This window comes from Rothia mucilaginosa (assembly GCF_019334805.1).
In the GTDB taxonomy this organism is placed as follows: Bacteria; Actinomycetota; Actinomycetes; order Actinomycetales; family Micrococcaceae; genus Rothia; species Rothia mucilaginosa_C.
Genome location: NZ_CP079822.1, coordinates 1,169,155 through 1,185,869, shown reverse-complemented (window position 1 = coordinate 1,185,869; position 16,715 = coordinate 1,169,155). Strand labels below are relative to the sequence as shown.

The following is a 16,715-nucleotide window of genomic DNA, read 5'->3' as shown; positions in this document are numbered from 1 at the left end:
ATAGCCACTATGGTATATTCCCCACTAGGAATATATTCCTGCGAATTAGATATCAAGGAACCGAATGTCCTTTGCGTTCTGCTGGATAAACTCACGGCGAGCTTCAACGTCCTCGCCCATCAGAACAGAGAAGATCTGGTCAGCCGCCGCTGCGTCTTCCATCTTCACCTGTAGCAGGGTGCGGCGAGCCGGATCCATGGTGGTGTCCCACAGCTCGGTGTAGTCCATCTCGCCCAGCCCCTTGTAACGCTGAATACCGTTATCCTTGGGCAGGCGCAGGTTCTTCGTAGCACCACGAGCCAGAGCCTCATCACGCTCAGCGTCCGAGTACACATAATCGTGCGGAGCGTTCGACCACTTGATGCGGTACAACGGCGGCTGAGCCAGGTACACATAACCCGCCTCAATCAGCGGACGCATAAAGCGGAAGAGCAGAGTCAGTAGCAGAGTCGTAATATGCTGGCCATCGACGTCCGCATCCGCCATCAGAACGATCTTGTGGTAGCGTGCCTTCTCAATATCGAAGTCGTCACCAATGCCGGTACCGAAAGCGGTAATCATCGCCTGAATTTCAGCGTTGGACAGGGCACGGTCCAGGCGAGCGCGCTCAACGTTCAGGATCTTACCGCGCAGCGGCAGAATAGCCTGAGTGTTCGGGTCACGGCCCTGAACAGCCGAACCACCCGCGGAGTCACCCTCCACCAGGTAAATCTCAGAGATCGACGGATCCTTCGAGGAGCAGTCCTTGAGCTTACCGGGCATGGAGCTGGTCTCCAGCAGGCCCTTACGACGGGTCGTCTCGCGTGCCTTACGGGCTGCAATACGCGCCTGAGCGGCGGTGATAGCGCGGCGCACAATATCCTTCGCCACCGCGGGGTTACGACCGAACCAGTCACCGAGGTGATCGTTCACCTCACGCTGGGTGAAGGACTTAGCCTCCGAGTTACCCAGCTTGGTCTTGGTCTGACCCTCGAACTGCGGCTCAGAAATCTTAATCGAAATGACCGCGGTCAGGCCCTCACGCACGTCTTCACCGGTGAGGTTATCGTCCTTATCGCGCAACAGCTTGTTCTCACGCGCGTAACGGTTCACCAGCGAGGTCAGAGCGGCACGGAAACCCTCTTCGTGAGTACCGCCCTCGTGGGTGTTAATCGTGTTCGCGTACGAGTAGACGGACTCCTTGTAGGCGCCAGTCCACTGCATCGCCACTTCCAGGCTCATATTGCGCTCAGTGTCTTCGGCTTCAAAGGAGACAATCTCCTCGTTCACGATGGTCTTCGCGCCCGCGTTGAGGAAGTGTACGTAGTCGAACAGGCCGTTATCGTAACGGTAGGTGACAGTCGTGAAACCGTCAGCGTTCGCGCGCACGCGATTAAGGACGTTCTTCTCGCCCTCTTCGGTGACCTCGTCACCGACGAACTTCTCACGCTCATCGGTCAGGGTGATGGTCAGTCCCTTGTTCAGGAACGCCATCTGCTGGAAACGCGCACGCAGAGTCTCAAAGTCGAACTCGACGGTCTCGAAAATCTCCGGATCCGGGTAGAACGTCTGGATTGTACCGGTCTTATCGGAGGGCTCACCCTTGCGCAGGGGGCCATCCGGCACACCACCGTTAGAGAAGGAAATATGCCATGCGTAGCCCTGGCGGTGCACCTCGGTAATCACGCGGGTCGACAGCGCGTTCACCACGGAGATACCCACACCGTGCAGACCACCAGAAACAGAGTAGCCGCCGCCGCCAAACTTACCGCCAGCGTGCAACACGGTCATAACGACCTCAACGGTGGACTTATGCTCGGTGGGGTGCTCATCCACGGGAATACCGCGGCCGTCATCCTCTACGCGAACAGCACCATCAGCCTGGATGGTCACGTCAATCTTGGAGGCGTAGCCGGCGAGCGCTTCGTCGACCGAGTTATCTACGACCTCGTAGACCAGGTGGTGCAGACCGCGCTCAGTGGTCGAGCCAATGTACATGCCGGGGCGCTTGCGAACCGCTTCCAGACCTTCCAGCACGGTAATATCGGATGCACCGTATTCATGCTGCTGTTCAGATGCATTCTGTTCAGATGCCACGAGGCAGAACTCCTTGAGTAGATGATGCAACCGGCGAAGAAAAGTTACGGGTAGCCAAGAGCGGAGCCTAGAACGCCTCACAGAGGGCACAAGAACGTGCCTGTACAACCCGTGGTGCCGGTGGTGCCCATAGGTGGGCACACTTTACGCATTGTCTCTTTTATTTTACCGAGCAAGAGAGCTTAAAACCATCTACGGGCGTCATTTATTGAGCTTTTTGAAGGCTTATCACCCGCTCAAAAGCCCGCAAAGGCGGTTTAGCGTGGTTCAACCCCCTCATGAGGTAGGGGATACGGTTCACCGCTTCGTAGAGTTTGCCGGCGATTCTGAAGCTTTCATGAGGTGCAGAAAAGGGGCACGTTTTATACAACGCACCCCGAATCTTAGGTTTCTGCCGACCCTGACGCACCACACCTACCCGTAGGTGTCGCGCACGCCGCGCATACCGGTGGCACGCCGATAGCCTCGCTGGTTCCAGCGTCCGTTATTCGGGCCCAGTACGCGAACCTGAGCTACGACACCCTCACCCAGTTCGCGGCGGAAAAGCTCGATGAGGTGCCCGTGCATCAGGCGCAACTGAGTCGTCCAGGCGGTAGAGTCGCACTGGACTTCAACAATGGAGTTTTCGAAGCTGATCGGGCGGGTGTGTGCCGCAATTTCAGGACCCACTAGCTCGGCCCAGCGAGCCAGCACGCTAGAGACTGCCACGGGCTCTTTCCAGCCGCGAGAACGAATCAGAGCACTAACAATGCCGCCAAGGGGTTTGGGGTCACGAGAGCTCTCTCCGGGGCCGCTATAGCCACCCATGATGCGGGGGTCCCATCCCTGCGCTCGCCGTGATTTCTTTTTCGAGGCGACACCGGACATGACCGCACCAAAATCGCGCATGATTTTATTCGCAGAGAAGGCGTTCAGAGGTGCCTCGCCGCGTTCTTGAGCCGCCACTCGCATACGGGTCAGTAGGGCGGAGGGGGCGTCCACCTCATCACGGTAGAACTCACCCACGCCGTCAACCTCGCGCGGGTTTTGGGGCTCCGCAAACTGCGGTTCCGCGAATTCATCGAATGTTTCACGTGAAACATGGTTTTGAGGGTGAATGGGGTTACTCATCGCCGTCACCCTCCGCGAGCGCAGAAACGGTCGAATTCGGCTGCCCCGCAGAGTCAGTGACAGGACCAGCGGCAGGCTGCACATACTCGGCGCGCCCCGCCGTCACCGACACCAGGCGGTAGTCGCCCAGCTCCTCCGGAATATCGCTGAGCACCGCGCAGGTAATCAGCACCTGCTCCGCATCGGCAACCATCGCGCCCAGGCGGTGGCGGCGCGCAGAATCAAGCTCCGCAAACACATCATCAAGAATCAGAATCGGCGAAGACCCCACCGAGGAGTCATCCTCAACATGCACAAACCAGGAGGCCAACTTCAGCGCCAAAGCAAAAGACCAGCTCTCGCCGTGCGAGGCAAAATGCTTCACCGGCATGCCACCGAGCAGCAGGGTAATATCCTCACGATGCGGACCCACCAGGGTCACGCCACGCTCAATCTCATCGCGTCGACGCTCCGTAAAACCACGCATCAAAGCCTCCTTGAGGTCCTCAACGCGCATCAGCGCCGCATGCTCGATCGAGCGCTCGCCCATGCTCGAAAAAACAGTCGACTCATAGTTGAAACCGACCTCTTTAGAGCCGTCCGTCAGCCCCGCGTAGGCGCGGCGAAGCTGCGGCAAAAAACGCTGCAACAGACGAAAACGCGCAGAAAGCAGCTGAGCGCCCAGAGTCGACAGCTGCTCATCCCATACCGAGAGCGTGCTCAAAGCGTTCTCGTCCCGCGCGTTACGCTGCATGGATTTCAGCAGCGAATTACGCTGCCGCAAAATCCGCTCATACTCGCTACGGTACCCGGAAACCACCGGACGCAAAGAGCTTGCCAAATCGTCCACAAAACGACGACGACCCGCCGGGTCTCCCTTCACCAATTGAAGGTCCTCCGGGGAGAACAGCACCGTACGGGCAATACCCAGCGCCTCTTTGGCACGCACCGGCGCGGCACGATTAATGCGCACCCGATTGCTCTGCCCCGGAGCAATCTCAAACTCGGTCACCGTCTGCTGCGAACCGCGCACCGTACGGGTGCGAATATAGGCGCGCGAAGCACCCGCCCGAACCAGCGGCCCGTCATGGCTCACACGGTGCGAAGAGAGCGACGCCGCATAGTCAATCGCCTCAACAATATTGGTTTTCCCCACACCATTCGAGCCAAGAAACACCGTAACTCCCGCCGAAAGAGGCAGGCTCAGCAGAGCGTAGGTGCGGTAATCCAACAACGAAATATGGTCGATATACACCGGAAGCTCCTTTCGTGCAGTTCGGTTGGGGATGGGTACGGGAGGGCAGAAAGCACAGCCCCGCGGGCTTCCTTGGGCAGAACCTTGGGAGGCGCGCGGGGCGGCAAACACTGAAACTAGTTCGACGGCAGGCGAACCGGCATCAGCAGGTAACGGTAGTTGCGGTCATCCTCAGCCAGAGGCTCATCCTGACCGGAAATTACGGCAGGCTTCGGCGCATCGGTGAAGGAGAAACGAACGAACTCAGTACCGAAAACCTTCAAACCATCCGAGAGGTAGGCGGGGTTGTACGCAACGGTGATGTCATCACCGGACAGGTGAGCCTGCAGAGTCTCGGAAGCCTGAGCCTCATCACCGCGGCCGGCATCAATAGCAACCGAACCCTGAGTGAACTTCAGACGCAGGGGAGTGTTGCGCTCCGCCACGAGGGAGATACGGCGAGCAGCCTCGGCCAGGTCGGAGGTGCGAACCACCGCGTGAATCGGGGTCTGCTCGGGGAACAGCGCACGGATGTTGGGGTAGTCGCCGTCCATCAGAACGCTGGTGGTGCGGCGGGTACCCGCTGCGAAGCCGATCAGCTCGCCCGCTGCGGGCAGGGCGATAGACAAATCGCCGGAACCGGAGAGGGTGCTACCGACCTCAGAGACGGTCTTAGCCTTCAGTAGCACAGCCGCCTGAACGTCAGGGTTGGTCGGGTTCCACTTGATTTCGCGCATTGCCAGGCGGTAGCGGTCGGTGGCGAGCAGGGTCATGGTGTCGCCATTGATTTCTACGCGGATACCGGTCAGCAGCGGCAGGGTCTCATCCTTGGATACCGCAATCTGAACCTGCTTGACGGCTTCAGCGAATTCGGCGCCGTCCACGGTACCGGAAATTTCGGGAAGCTCGGGAAGCTCGGGGTAGTCCACGACCGGCATACCAGCCAGCTGGAAATTAGCGGAACGGCAGTGAATACGGATCACGGACTCATCTGCGGTGAACTCGACAGGTGCGTTCGGCAGGGAGCGGCAAATCTCTGCCAGGATCTTGCCGGGAACCAGGCAAACGCCTTCTGCTTCGACATCGGCTGCAATGACCTGACGGGCGCTGGTCTCGTGATCGAAGCTTGCGATGCTGACCTCACCTGCGGAGGCGGTAATCAGCAGACCGTTGAGTACGGGGGAAGTGGGACGCAGCGGAAGTGAGCGTGCCGTCCAGCCGACTGCTTCGGCAAGGACATCGCGTTCAACGGTGAATTTCATCGAGAAGGCGCCTTTCACGGAATTAGAGAGTAGTTTTTGGGCGCACGTAAAGCTTATGGGCGAAAGAGCCGGAAATACCGCGTGCTCTGATGCGCAGTGAATCTTCCGCGCGCGCGTCTATCCATCCTACCGGATTTTGTAATTACACAGAGACTCGAAAGTCGATCCCGCAGCGAAAAATCGGGTGAGATGAGGCATGCAGAGCCGCTGTATTTTTGTAATTACAAAGATAGGCGGAAGGTGTAGTAAATCCAGTCGAAAACAGGTTCGAATTAGGTAATGGTTCGATGTTGGTTTCTTCTTCAAACCCAACCTTCACATCCAACCTAAGAGATAGCGTGCAGCCATCGATCCAAATCCGCGAAAATCTACGTTTTCAGTAGGGGCGCACAGAAAAACCTGAAGCGGCTCGGTCGGTTGAGCAGAGCTACTTGTTATGGGGAGGATTTTTTCTTTAAGTACAGTAGTATTGTTAACGCTTGTGGAAACGGTGGAAAACCCCTTCCTTGCCTGCAATGACGCGGAAGTAGCCTGTGGACATTAAGTGGAAGAATCCACTCAGTGCTGAGGATGCATTGTGCATGGATATTTATACATTTCCTCAATTCCACACCTTTTGAATATTCATGCACTTAACGTCCACATGAACGCATGAGTTAAAGCACAGCTTATCCACACCCCGAAAATCCAGCGTTGAGAGTCGCTAAAGTCCTTGAATCCAGCGTGAAGCCCCCGCCCCAAAGCCTATAAAACACCTAGTCGAGGCATAAAATAAGCTACGGGACAGGAATAAAAGCGCATCTAGCCAGCGGCGCGCTGCTCCTGGCGTATCAAATTCGTCAGCTCAGTCACCTGATTGAAAATCGTCTGACGCTCCGCCATCTGCGCGCTCACCTTACGCACCGCGTGCATCACCGTCGTATGGTCGCGGCCGCCCAAATCGTTGCCAATACGCGGCAGGGACATCTCGGTCAGCTCACGCAGAAGATACATCGCCACCTGACGCGCATTCGTGAGCGTACGGGTGCGAGACTTCGACTGCATATCCTCAATGGACACATCAAAATACTTCGCCACCGTCGCCAAAACCAGCGCCGACGTAATCTCCGCACCACCGGTATCAGAGAGCAAATCCTTCAGATAGGTCTCAGCCTCAGCCAGGGTAATGGGCTCCGGCGGCTTCTTCATCGAGGCGGCAGCGCTCGCACGAATCAGAGCGCCCTCCAACTCGCGAATGTTAGCCGTGACATGGGAAGCAATGTACTCCATGACGTCATCGCGCACCGGCAAAATCTCGTTCTGAGCCTTCTTCCGCAGAATCGCGATACGAGTCTCCAGCTCCGGAGGTTGCACATCCACGTTCAGGCCCGAGCCGAAACGCGAACGCATACGCTCAGCGAAACCGGTCAGCTGCTTCGGCGGCAAATCAGAGGTAATCACGATCTGCTTCTGGTGGTTGTATAGGGCGTTGAACGTATGGAAGAACTCCTCCATCGTTGCTTCTTTACCCGCCAAAAACTGGATATCGTCAATCAGAAGAACGTCAACATTGCGGTAAATCTGCTTGAACGACGAACCCTCATCGTCACGAATCGAGTTAATGAAGTCATTCGTGAACTCTTCAGAATTCACGTAGCGCACCCGCAAATTCGGGTACAGATACTTGGTGTAGTGGCCGATCGCGTGCAGCAGGTGGGTCTTACCCAGACCCGAACCGCCGTAGATGAACAGCGGGTTGTAGACAATGCCGGGCTGCTCCGCCACCGCGAAAGCGCTCGCGTGCGCAAAGCGGTTGGACTGACCGATCACGAAGGTGTCGAAGGTGTAGTTCGGGTTCAATCGGGCAGAGCTATCCCAAGTCGGCGCGTTTTCCGGGTCTTCATGCGGATGCACCTGCTGGGCCTCCGGTACCGCCGGGGCGTCCGGAACGAAAGTGGGTGCCGGGTACTCGCGAGGCGCCGGCGCACCCGCAACAGGAGCCGCCGACTGCTGCGCGGAGGGGAATCCGGCACGTTCCGCCTCCAAAGCCTGCAGGGAGGGACGAGTGACCTGCTCATCGGCGGGCACTTCGTAATGGTCAGGGCCCGGATGCGGCTCGGTGTAGTACTCAAAAGCGCGCGAACCGGCGGGCGCCTCAGGATGTGCAGAAGCCATCGCTACCGAAGGAACGGGCTGGTGCTCGACAGGCACCTCACGCTCACTATGGAAAACGTCCTGACTTGCAGGTTCAACCGGAATCATCGACTCATTCACATCGAAAAGCGCGGTAGTCGACGGGCCAAATGCCTCGTGCAGAGCCGTACGGAACGAAGCGCTAATCTGCTCCTCAAAGACCGCACGGGTGAGCTTATTCGGCACCTCAATGATGAGGCGAGAAGAACCCATCAATCCCTGAGGCTGCGCAAGATTCACGAAACCGCGCTGACGTGCCGTCACCGCCGGATCGGCGGCAAGAATGGAGAGCAGATGCGCCCAGCGCGCCTGAAGGGAGTCGGTCATGGAATTCTTTACTTTCACTCGATGTGAAGCGGTGGTGCAGTAAAGAAATCATGCCGGAAACCACCGCGAGGTCATTAAGATTCTACCCGCTTAATACACAGGGGGAGAAAGTTATCCACAAGAGTTTTCCACACGGTGGAAAACTTGTAATTACAGGGGTGGATAAGCGGTGGATTTAAGTGTATAACAGGCCTTCTTCCCTGATATTTAGCGGAAAACTCCAAAAGCTCAAGGATGTGGATAACTCACCGATAGTAGGGGGTTTGGGTGGGATATGCACCGTAGTGGATACCGTACTGCTGTAAATATCCCCAGGCTTACACTCCAAGAGCACGTAGTGTCTCCACAGCCTGTATACCCGCCGCAATCACCGCCTCCACACCACAAACGAGCCCGGAATCACGCGGAAAAAAGCGTCAAGAACTTGATTTACGCCCTCCACTCTTCTAAAGTTGTGCTGTTGTGTGTGCACCGCCTACTGCGAATAGTCGCGGTACCTCCGTGCACCAAGAAGCGTACGGTTCCGATACCCGCGAGGGCACGAACCGCAAAAATCAAGGAGACAAAGTATGAGCAAGCGTACTTTCCAGCCGAACAACCGCCGTCGCGCTAAGAAGCACGGCTTCCGTCTGCGTATGCGTACCCGTGCAGGCCGCGCGATTCTGTCGAGCCGCCGCGGTAAGGGCCGCGCAAAGCTCTCGGCCTAATCACGGCATATAGTTCGCCCGCCGATGCACACGCATCGGCGGGCGAACTATCATTAAGCGTGAAATACACGCGGAGGTCAGCTCGCCACATGAGCCGAATCTCCCACACTACGTAAAGGGGAACACGTGCTGCCTCAACGGCACCGTATGCGCACCAGCGCTGAATTCTCCCACGCCTTCCGTTCCGGCATCCGTACAGGACGTCGGAACATCGTTGTATCTACGGCGAAAAATCCTGGAAAAACAACCCAGGTAGGTTTCATTGTGTCGAAGGCGGTGGGCAACGCAGTCACACGCAATCTGGTCAAGCGCCGGTTGCGTGAACTTGCCGCGCTCACCTGCGCCGCGCATCCGGAAGGCTACGCCATTGCTGTGCGAGCGCTTCCCGCCTCCGCGAGCGCCAGCTGGGATCAGTTGCGCCGCGACTACGAATCGGCACTCGAGACCGCGTTCGCTAAGTTCGACCTGCCTCAGAGCAAGGAGAAGCCGTGAGTCGTTCCCAGCGTGACCGCTGTGAAGAACGCTTCCACGCGCATCACAGCGGCACCTATAGCGCATCTGCCGAGACTCTGGGCCCCGACGAGCTGCTGGCACTAGCACCTAACGAATTCGTAAGGCCTGAAACTTTCCTGCAGGCTCTCTACGTTTTACCGCAGAACCTGCTGATCGTGTGCATGAAGGCCTACCGCAAGGTCGTCTCCCCCCTCTACGGGGATGTGTGCCGCTACTACCCGACCTGCTCAGCCTACGCTCTGGAGGCGCTAACCACCCACGGTGCGATGGGCGGGCTTTCCCTGACGGTGCGCCGTATTCTGCGGTGTGTTCCCTGGGCGACCGGAGGTATCGACCCAGTCCCGGAGGGGAAGCGTACTTTCGCTCCCGGAGCAGAACCGAAAATTATTCTGCTCAACCACCCCCATCTTTACACCCCTCACACCGGTGGTGACGCCCGCCCTGAGTAGGCGGCGCCTCCCACACAATGACTTAGCCGAGTCCTTAAGGAGTATTCCCGCGTGAATATTTTTGATTTGATTCTTTGGCCGTTTAAATGGATCGTCTCCGTGGTCCTGTGGCTGTTCCACACTCTTTTCACTTCGCTGGGTATGGACCCGGCGTCCGGCCTGACTTGGGTTCTGTGCATTATCTTCCTGACCCTGGTGATGCGTACCCTGACCATCCCGCTGTTCGTCAAGCAGATTAAGGCGATGCGCGGTATGACCGCAATGCAGGGCGATATGGCGAAGCTGCAGGAGAAGTACAAGGGTAAGAAGGACCAGCTCTCCCGCCAGGCCATGGCCCAGGAACAGATGGAAATGTACCGTAAGCACGGTACGAACCCCTTCGCCTCCTGCCTGCCGATTCTGGCTCAGATGCCGATCTTCTTCGGTCTGTACCAGGTGCTGATGAGCGTGCCCACCGCAGCGCAGAATAACCAGGGCGTGCTCATGCTGCCGGCTGAGCTAGTGCATCAGTTCAACGACTCCCAGATTTTCGGTGCTCAGCTCTTCGCGACCATGATGCACCCGGGGGCTGGCGACGCCACCGCGACCGTTGTTCAGGCGGTCATCATGATTGTTCTGATGAGCGCCACCCAGTTCTACATCCAGAAGCAGCTGAGCGTGAAGAACATGTCGGAGGCTGCTCTGAACTCCCCGATGTTCCGTCAGCAGCAGATGATTATGTACATCTTCCCGATCATCTTCGCTGTTTCCGGTATCAACTTCCCCCTTGGTGTGCTGTACTACTGGACCGTCTCGAACCTCTGGTCGCTGGGTCAGCAGTGGTGGGTTATCCGCAACAACCCGACCCCCGGTTCCCAGGCCGAGCGTGAGCTGAACGCCCGCCGTGCGGCGAAGGGCCTGCCCCCGGTGGGTAAGACCCGCGAGCAGCACGAGAAGGACCTGCAGGAGGCGCGTGAGCGTGCCGCAGCCGGTCAGCGCCAGCAGCCGGTGAGTAAGAAGCGCCAGAAGCAGCAGCGCAATAAGCAGAACGGAAAGAAGTAGTTTTCTTCCGTGATTCGGGCCGGGTTCTCGCCACGTGTGGCGCGGGCCCGGCGCCGTGTATGAGATACTTTTTACCCCTAGGACACCCCTCCGAACACCCCGAGGATTATTGTGACTGAAGCTATGGAATATGAGGACGAGCAGCTCGTTGAGGAGCAGCTGGTAGAGGAGCCCTTTGAGGGCGAAGAAGACGATTTTGAGGACATCGACGAGGAAGGCGATATCGCCGCTGACTACCTCGAAGAACTCCTCGATATTGTCGATATGGACGGCGACATTGATATTGAGGTGCGCAATAACCGCATCTACCTGTCGGTCGTTAATGACGATGACGACAATGAGGAACTGCGCCACCTGGTTGGCCGCCACGGTGAGGTTCTGGAGGCTCTGCAGGAGCTGGTGCGCCTCTCCGTCCTGGCTGGTAACGGCACCCGTTCCCGCCTGATTCTGGACATCGCTGGCTACCGTGCTGAGCGTCGTGAGCAGCTGGAGAAGATCGCTGCTGACGCGATTGAGAAGGTGCGCACTACCGGTCGCGATGAGCACATGAAGCCGCTGAGCCCGTACGAGCGTAAGGTCGTGCACGATGTGGTGGCTGCTGCTGGCTTGTACAGCGAATCTGAGGGTGAGGGCCCTCGCCGTCACGTGGTGATTTCTCTTCCCGAGGTAGGAGCCTAGTATGGAGACTTCGATGGTTGCTCTCAACGAGAGCGAGCGTGCCGCAGCGGAGGCTGTGTTCGGTGAGCGTCTGCCTCTGGCGGAGCGCTACGTGCAGCACCTGGCGACGACCGGTATTGAGCGTGGTCTGATTGGCCCGCGTGAGGTGCCGCGCCTGTGGGCTCGCCACGTGCTGAACTGTGCCGTTGTGCAGGAGTACATTGCGCCGAACGCGTCGGTGGCTGATGTTGGCTCTGGTGCCGGTCTGCCTGGTCTGTGCCTGGCGATTGCCCGCCCGGATTTGAAGCTGACCCTGATTGAGCCTCTGGAGCGCCGCGTCATTTGGCTGAATGAGGTTGTTGAGGATTTGGGCCTGGAGAACGTGACCGTGCTGCGCTCGCGTGCTGAGCAGGCTGTGGGTGCTGTTGAGGCTGATGTGGTGACTGCGCGTGCTGTGTCCGCTCTGGTGGGCCTACTGGACATCACTCTGCCGATTCTGCGCGGCACCGGTGAGCTGCTGGCTCTGAAGGGTCGTAGTGCCGCGGAGGAGATTACTAAGGCGAAGAAGAAGCTGAACCGTTACGGTGCGCGTGAGACCGAGATTCTCACCGCCGGCGGCGATCTGCTGGAAGAGCCGACGACGGTGGTTCGAGTTCGCCTCTAAAGGTTTCGTCCTGAATGGGCGGTACCGCCTGAGCTAGTGAATATGCATAGCTTACGCGGTACCGCCCATTTTTTGTACGCTGGCTTGCCGGGTGTGCGTGGCAATTGCATCCGTAGAGTACATAGAATGACCTCTCGCGTGGAGTATTAACCTGATGCCGGGTACCCTTAAGGAAGGATTGAAACCTTAGACTCTTCTACATCAAAGCCTGATGGTTCAGTAAGGGGTACCGAGCCCTTCAGGGCCATTCGGGCAGCACCAATGTTTCACGTGAAACATTGCAGACTTCATCACCTCGCGGAGTATGTTTCACGTGAAACATGTCGGGAATGAGTAGTGGCAGGGGAGTAGGGGAGTAGACCCGCCTCGCGCACAAATACCGCAGAGTATTGCCACGCGCGAGGCACCAGACGAAGCATCACCGTAGACACACCACCCGGAATATGGAAGGCACCCGATGACTCCTCAAGCTCAGAAATCTGTTGCAGATTTACTCCCCAAGCCTGTGCATACGCGTGTCTTCACCGTGTCGAACCAGAAGGGTGGCGTGGGTAAAACCAGTACCGCCGTGAACCTCGCAGCCGCGCTCGCGGAGGCTGGACTGAACGTCCTGGTTATCGATAACGACCCGCAGGGTAACGCCTCGACCGCACTGGGCATTGAGCACGGCGTGGATGTTCCCAGCGTCTACAACGTCCTGATTGAGGATAAGCCGCTTTCTGAAATTGTTCAGGAATGCCCCGATATGCCCGGCCTGTTCTGTGCCCCCGCCAATATCGACCTTGCAGGCGCGGAGATTGAACTGGTCTCCCTGGTGGCACGCGAGACTCGCCTCAAGAATGCCCTAATGGATTACACCGAATGGCGCGAGAAGCAGGGTATGGAGCGCCTAGACTATGTCTTCATCGACTGCCCGCCGAGCCTCGGCCTGCTGACTGTCAATGCCTTCGTTGCGGCAGAAGAGATTCTGATTCCGATCCAGTGCGAGTACTACGCTCTGGAAGGTCTGAGCCAGCTGCTGAAGAATATTCAGATGATTCAGAAGCACCTGAACTCCAAGCTGCGCATCAGTACAATCCTGCTGACCATGTACGATGCTCGTACCAACCTGGCATTCCAGGTGGCAGAGGAGGTGCGCGAGCACTTCCCGGAGGAGACTCTGGGGGTCAAGATTCCTCGTTCAGTTCGTATCTCTGAAGCTCCCAGCTATCAGCAGACCGTCATCACCTACGATTCTTCGTCGACTGGCGCTCGCGCCTACCGCGAGGCGGCACAGGAACTCTCGCGCCGATCCGCATAATCTAAATCTTTTGAAATGAGCCCTTTTGGATTGTCTATTGATGATTCAAAAGGGCTCATTTCATGCGGTATTTTCTGAGTGAAACCTAAGAAAACATCCTTAGTGAATTAATTATCAGGAATAATTCGGATGATGTGCCGTGCGGTTTTTACTCCTGCTTTCGAGTGCTTATTTCGTTTACACTAGATAAAGAAGAAAAAATGAGCGGGCTCGTCCGGGAGTCCTAAGGAGTAACGATGGCTGAAAAGCGACGCGGCTTGGGTCGTGGCCTGGGGGCACTGATCCCTCAGAGTACGAAGAATTCTGGTAATGCTGAGGCGAAGGCAGTCGAAAAGACTGCTGCAGTAAAGACTGCACCCAAGAAGGTGTCTACTCCGATTGAAGAGCCGATGACTGACGGTCTCTTTGAAATGGCTCACGAGGCTAAGCCGGAGAAGCAGCGCAAGAGCGCTAAAGCTGAGTCTGTAGAAGCTAAGCCTGCTGAAGCTGCACCCGCTCAGGAAAAGCCTGTTGAAGCTCAGAAGGTAGAGGAGAAGGTCGAAGCTTCCACCCCCTCGCAGGATGTTTCACGTGAAACATCGAAGAAGAAATCCCGCGTGGACATGGGTGCGGCACTGCGCAATACCACCCTGACTCGCCGCCCGGTGGACTTCTTCTTTGGTGAAGATGTCTCCACCCCGCAGTCCGCTTCCGAAGAGCAGGGTGGCCTGGTTCCGGTTCCCGGCGCCCAGTTTGCTGAGCTGAACGTTCGCGATATCCACCCGAACCGCAAGCAGCCCCGAACCGACTTTGATGAGCAGGACATGGAAGAGCTCATCCACTCGGTACGTGAGATTGGCGTTCTGCAGCCGATCGTCGTGCGTCCCTCGCGCGAAAACGGCGCCGAAAAGTATGAACTGGTCATGGGTGAGCGCCGCTGGCGTGCAACCCAGGCGGCTGGCCTGAGCACCATCCCGGCGATTATTCGTGAGACCGAAGATGGCGATCTTCTCCGTGATGCCCTGCTGGAGAACCTGCACCGCAGTCAGCTGAACCCCATTGAAGAGGCGGCGGCGTACCAGCAGCTCATGGAGGAGTTCGATACTACTCAGGAGCAGTTGGCTAAGCGCATTGGTCGTTCTCGCCCCCAGATTTCGAATACGATTCGTCTGCTGAAGTTGCCGGCTCTGGTGCAGCGTCGCGTTGCGGCGGGTATTCTCTCCGCTGGTCACGCTCGTGCCCTGCTGGCTCTGACGGACCAGGCTCAGATTGAGACTCTCGCACAGAAGATTGTGAATGAGGGCCTGTCGGTTCGTGCGACCGAGGAGTTGGTGAACCACGCATCCGGCGCTGCGGAGGTGAAGGAGCGCAAGACTCCTCAGCCTCAGAAGCACCGTGAGCGCCTGGATTATATTGCGGAGGCTTTTGCTGACAAGCTCGATACTTCGGTGAAGATTTCGCTGGGTGCTCGCAAGGGTAAGATGACCATCGAATTTGCGAATGTTGAGGATCTGAACCGTATCATCCGCGTTTTGGATTCTGATTTCTCGGGCTAAATTTTCGCGTAAAACAATATTTAGCAACTGAAATCAGTTGTATATACAAAAAACCCTCGGTGATGTTTCACGTGAAACATCACCGAGGGTTTTTCTTTAGCTTCTCGAAAGATTAGCCCAGGTGCTCGGAGAACTCAGCCAGCAGAGCGGGCTTCGTCTTAGCGCCTACGGTCTTCTTGACGACCTCGCCACCCTTGAAAAGGTAGATGGCGGGAATAGAGGTAATGCCGTACTTCATAGCGGTATCGCCATTCGCCTCAACATCCACCTTGACCACGTCGACCTGACCGGCGTACTCGCCAGCGATCTCGTCAATCACGGGGCCAACCATGCGGCAGGGGCCGCACCATTCAGCCCAGAAGTCCACGATAACGGGCTTGTCGTTCTTCAGAACCAGTTCGTCAAAAGTGGCATCAGTTGCCTGCTGTGCACTGCTCATGGAGTGCTCCTTTCTGACACGGGGTGGATTCCCCAGCGAGTAATACGAATAGTTTAGAGGTTTTCGAGGTAGTGCTGCGCGTCCAGAGCGGCAACAGCACCGGAACCGGCAGCAATAATTGCCTGGCGGTAGGTCGGGTCAATCACGTCACCGGCAGCAAAAACGCCGGGAACGGAAGTCTTCGAAGAACGACCCTGAACCGCGATGGTGTGGTTCTCGGTAATCTCCAGCTGGTCACGTACCAGTTCCACGCGAGGATCGGAGCCAATAGCGATGAACAGACCCTGAACAGCCAGCTGGCGCTCAGAACCGTCCTTGGTGTTGGTCAGGGTGATCGACTCGAGGTTGCTCTCGCCGTGAACGGCGGTGACAGCCGAGTCCCAGACAACCTCAATCTTCGGGTTGTTGAACACGCGGGTCTGCATGATTTCCGAAGCACGGAAAGAATCGCGGCGGTGCACCAGGTACACCTTGGATGCGAAGGTCGTCAGGAACAGTGCCTCCTCCAGCGCGGAGTCGCCACCGCCGACCACTGCGATTTCCTTGTCCTTGAAGAAGAAGCCATCGCAGGTTGCGCACCAGGAGACGCCGTAACCGGAGAGTCGGTCTTCGCCCTCGATGTTGAGCTTACGGACCTGAGAACCGGTGGTCATGATGACGGTCTTTGCCAGGTGAACGGCGCCGTCAGCGGTGTAGACCTTCTTCACGTCGCCGGTGAGTTCAACCTTCTCTACGTCCTGGTAGCGGATGTCAGTGCCGAAACGCTCAGCCTGCTGACCGATGTTCTCCATCAGCTCGGGGCCCTGGATGCCCTGAATGAATCCGGGGAAGTTCTCGACCTCGGTGGTGTTCATGAGGGAGCCGCCGGGCGCCAGGGAGCTGGCGAAGAGGACAGGCTTCAACTCGGCGCGTGCCGCGTAGATTGCCGCGGTGTAACCAGCGGGGCCGGAGCCCACAATAATGACGTTGTGGACGGTTGCGTCGGCCTCAACCTCGGCTGCCGGTGCCGCCTTGGTGGCGGGTGCGGAAGCGAGGTTCAGATTGCCCAGGGCGGAGCCTCCGAAGAGGCCTCCCAGATTCTCAGTCATCAGATATATCTTTCCGTTGTAGGTCTTTCGTTCTGCCCCTATAACAGGGCTTTATCCTCGATTATTCCATTTTTGGGGGACCCTTATCCAGATACTCCGCGCACTGTGAATCTTTGAGTAGCCACCCTGCCATAAAGAGTCATAAATAGACATCAAAAAGGG

Annotated in this window: 15 protein-coding genes; 8 read left to right on the top strand and 7 right to left on the bottom strand. The window is 57.3% G+C overall.

Features of this window, described 5'->3' with window-relative positions; genetic code table 11:
* Positions 1-45: 45 nt before the first annotated feature.
* The 5 genes from gyrB to dnaA form a co-directional block, all read right to left on the bottom strand.
* Complete coding sequence (gyrB, locus tag LPB405_RS04600) at positions 46-2,076, bottom strand: DNA topoisomerase (ATP-hydrolyzing) subunit B (RefSeq protein ID WP_219100303.1); 2,031 nt, start codon at positions 2,074-2,076, stop codon at positions 46-48.
* A gap of 414 nt (positions 2,077-2,490) precedes the next feature.
* On the bottom strand, positions 2,491-3,186 hold the full coding sequence (locus tag LPB405_RS04595) for a DUF721 domain-containing protein (RefSeq protein ID WP_005504102.1): 696 nt from the start codon (positions 3,184-3,186) through the stop codon (positions 2,491-2,493).
* Positions 3,179-4,420 carry a DNA replication/repair protein RecF gene (recF, locus tag LPB405_RS04590; RefSeq protein WP_219100301.1) on the bottom strand — a complete coding sequence of 414 codons (1,242 nt, stop codon included), beginning with the start codon at positions 4,418-4,420 and terminating at the stop codon, positions 3,179-3,181. Before recF ends, LPB405_RS04595 begins: the two co-directional genes overlap by 8 nt.
* A gap of 116 nt (positions 4,421-4,536) precedes the next feature.
* A complete protein-coding gene (gene dnaN, locus LPB405_RS04585) occupies positions 4,537-5,661 on the bottom strand; it encodes a DNA polymerase III subunit beta (protein ID WP_049327445.1) in 1,125 nt (374 codons plus the stop codon).
* An 801-nt stretch (positions 5,662-6,462) separates the two neighbouring features.
* A complete protein-coding gene (gene dnaA / locus LPB405_RS04580) occupies positions 6,463-8,160 on the bottom strand; it encodes a chromosomal replication initiator protein DnaA (protein WP_219100299.1) in 1,698 nt (565 codons plus the stop codon).
* 569 nt (positions 8,161-8,729) lie between these two features.
* Between dnaA and rpmH the strand changes: the two genes are divergently transcribed.
* From rpmH to LPB405_RS04540, 8 genes are all read left to right on the top strand, one after another.
* Positions 8,730-8,867, top strand: coding sequence for a 50S ribosomal protein L34 (rpmH, locus tag LPB405_RS04575; protein WP_005504094.1), 138 nt, complete (start codon positions 8,730-8,732; stop codon positions 8,865-8,867).
* 126 nt (positions 8,868-8,993) lie between these two features.
* Entirely contained in the window at positions 8,994-9,359 is a 366-nt protein-coding gene (gene rnpA, locus LPB405_RS04570) for a ribonuclease P protein component (protein WP_049357545.1), read from the top strand.
* A complete protein-coding gene (gene yidD / locus LPB405_RS04565; RefSeq protein WP_070593514.1) occupies positions 9,356-9,829 on the top strand; it encodes a membrane protein insertion efficiency factor YidD in 474 nt (157 codons plus the stop codon). The genes rnpA and yidD overlap by 4 nt, the downstream gene beginning before the upstream one ends.
* 51 nt (positions 9,830-9,880) lie before the next feature.
* The gene (yidC, locus tag LPB405_RS04560) at positions 9,881-10,870 is read left to right on the top strand and encodes a membrane protein insertase YidC (RefSeq protein ID WP_012904383.1); all 990 of its coding nucleotides are present in this window, start codon (positions 9,881-9,883) and stop codon (positions 10,868-10,870) included.
* Positions 10,871-10,981: 111 nt separating this feature from the next.
* Positions 10,982-11,548, top strand: coding sequence for a Jag family protein (locus tag LPB405_RS04555; protein ID WP_012904382.1), 567 nt, complete (start codon positions 10,982-10,984; stop codon positions 11,546-11,548).
* 1 nt (position 11,549) lies between these two features.
* On the top strand, positions 11,550-12,191 hold the full coding sequence (rsmG, locus tag LPB405_RS04550) for a 16S rRNA (guanine(527)-N(7))-methyltransferase RsmG (protein WP_012904381.1): 642 nt from the start codon (positions 11,550-11,552) through the stop codon (positions 12,189-12,191).
* A gap of 457 nt (positions 12,192-12,648) precedes the next feature.
* The gene (locus LPB405_RS04545; protein ID WP_005504078.1) at positions 12,649-13,491 is read left to right on the top strand and encodes a ParA family protein; all 843 of its coding nucleotides are present in this window, start codon (positions 12,649-12,651) and stop codon (positions 13,489-13,491) included.
* Positions 13,492-13,727: 236 nt separating this feature from the next.
* Positions 13,728-15,026, top strand: coding sequence for a ParB/RepB/Spo0J family partition protein (locus LPB405_RS04540; protein ID WP_219100296.1), 1,299 nt, complete (start codon positions 13,728-13,730; stop codon positions 15,024-15,026).
* A gap of 112 nt (positions 15,027-15,138) precedes the next feature.
* Here LPB405_RS04540 and trxA read toward each other — a convergent pair whose 3' ends face one another.
* Both trxA and trxB read right to left on the bottom strand, forming a co-directional pair.
* On the bottom strand, positions 15,139-15,465 hold the full coding sequence (trxA, locus tag LPB405_RS04535) for a thioredoxin (protein ID WP_005504074.1): 327 nt from the start codon (positions 15,463-15,465) through the stop codon (positions 15,139-15,141).
* 53 nt (positions 15,466-15,518) lie between these two features.
* The gene (trxB, locus tag LPB405_RS04530) at positions 15,519-16,553 is read right to left on the bottom strand and encodes a thioredoxin-disulfide reductase (RefSeq protein WP_049341938.1); all 1,035 of its coding nucleotides are present in this window, start codon (positions 16,551-16,553) and stop codon (positions 15,519-15,521) included.
* Positions 16,554-16,715 lie beyond the last annotated feature (162 nt).

Bases quoted from the DNA above. Each gene is read 5' to 3' on its own strand.
- LPB405_RS04540 (WP_219100296.1), top strand. From the start codon at position 13,728: ATGGCTGAAAAGCGACGCGGCTTGGGTCGTGGCCTGGGGGCACTGATC.
- dnaN (WP_049327445.1), bottom strand. From the start codon at position 5,661: ATGAAATTCACCGTTGAACGCGATGTCCTTGCCGAAGCAGTCGGCTGG.
- LPB405_RS04545 (WP_005504078.1), top strand. From the start codon at position 12,649: ATGACTCCTCAAGCTCAGAAATCTGTTGCAGATTTACTCCCCAAGCCT.
- dnaA (WP_219100299.1), bottom strand. From the start codon at position 8,160: ATGACCGACTCCCTTCAGGCGCGCTGGGCGCATCTGCTCTCCATTCTT.
- trxB (WP_049341938.1), bottom strand. From the start codon at position 16,553: ATGACTGAGAATCTGGGAGGCCTCTTCGGAGGCTCCGCCCTGGGCAAT.
- rsmG (WP_012904381.1), top strand. From the start codon at position 11,550: ATGGAGACTTCGATGGTTGCTCTCAACGAGAGCGAGCGTGCCGCAGCG.
- trxA (WP_005504074.1), bottom strand. From the start codon at position 15,465: ATGAGCAGTGCACAGCAGGCAACTGATGCCACTTTTGACGAACTGGTT.
- LPB405_RS04595 (WP_005504102.1), bottom strand. From the start codon at position 3,186: ATGAGTAACCCCATTCACCCTCAAAACCATGTTTCACGTGAAACATTC.
- rpmH (WP_005504094.1), top strand. From the start codon at position 8,730: ATGAGCAAGCGTACTTTCCAGCCGAACAACCGCCGTCGCGCTAAGAAG.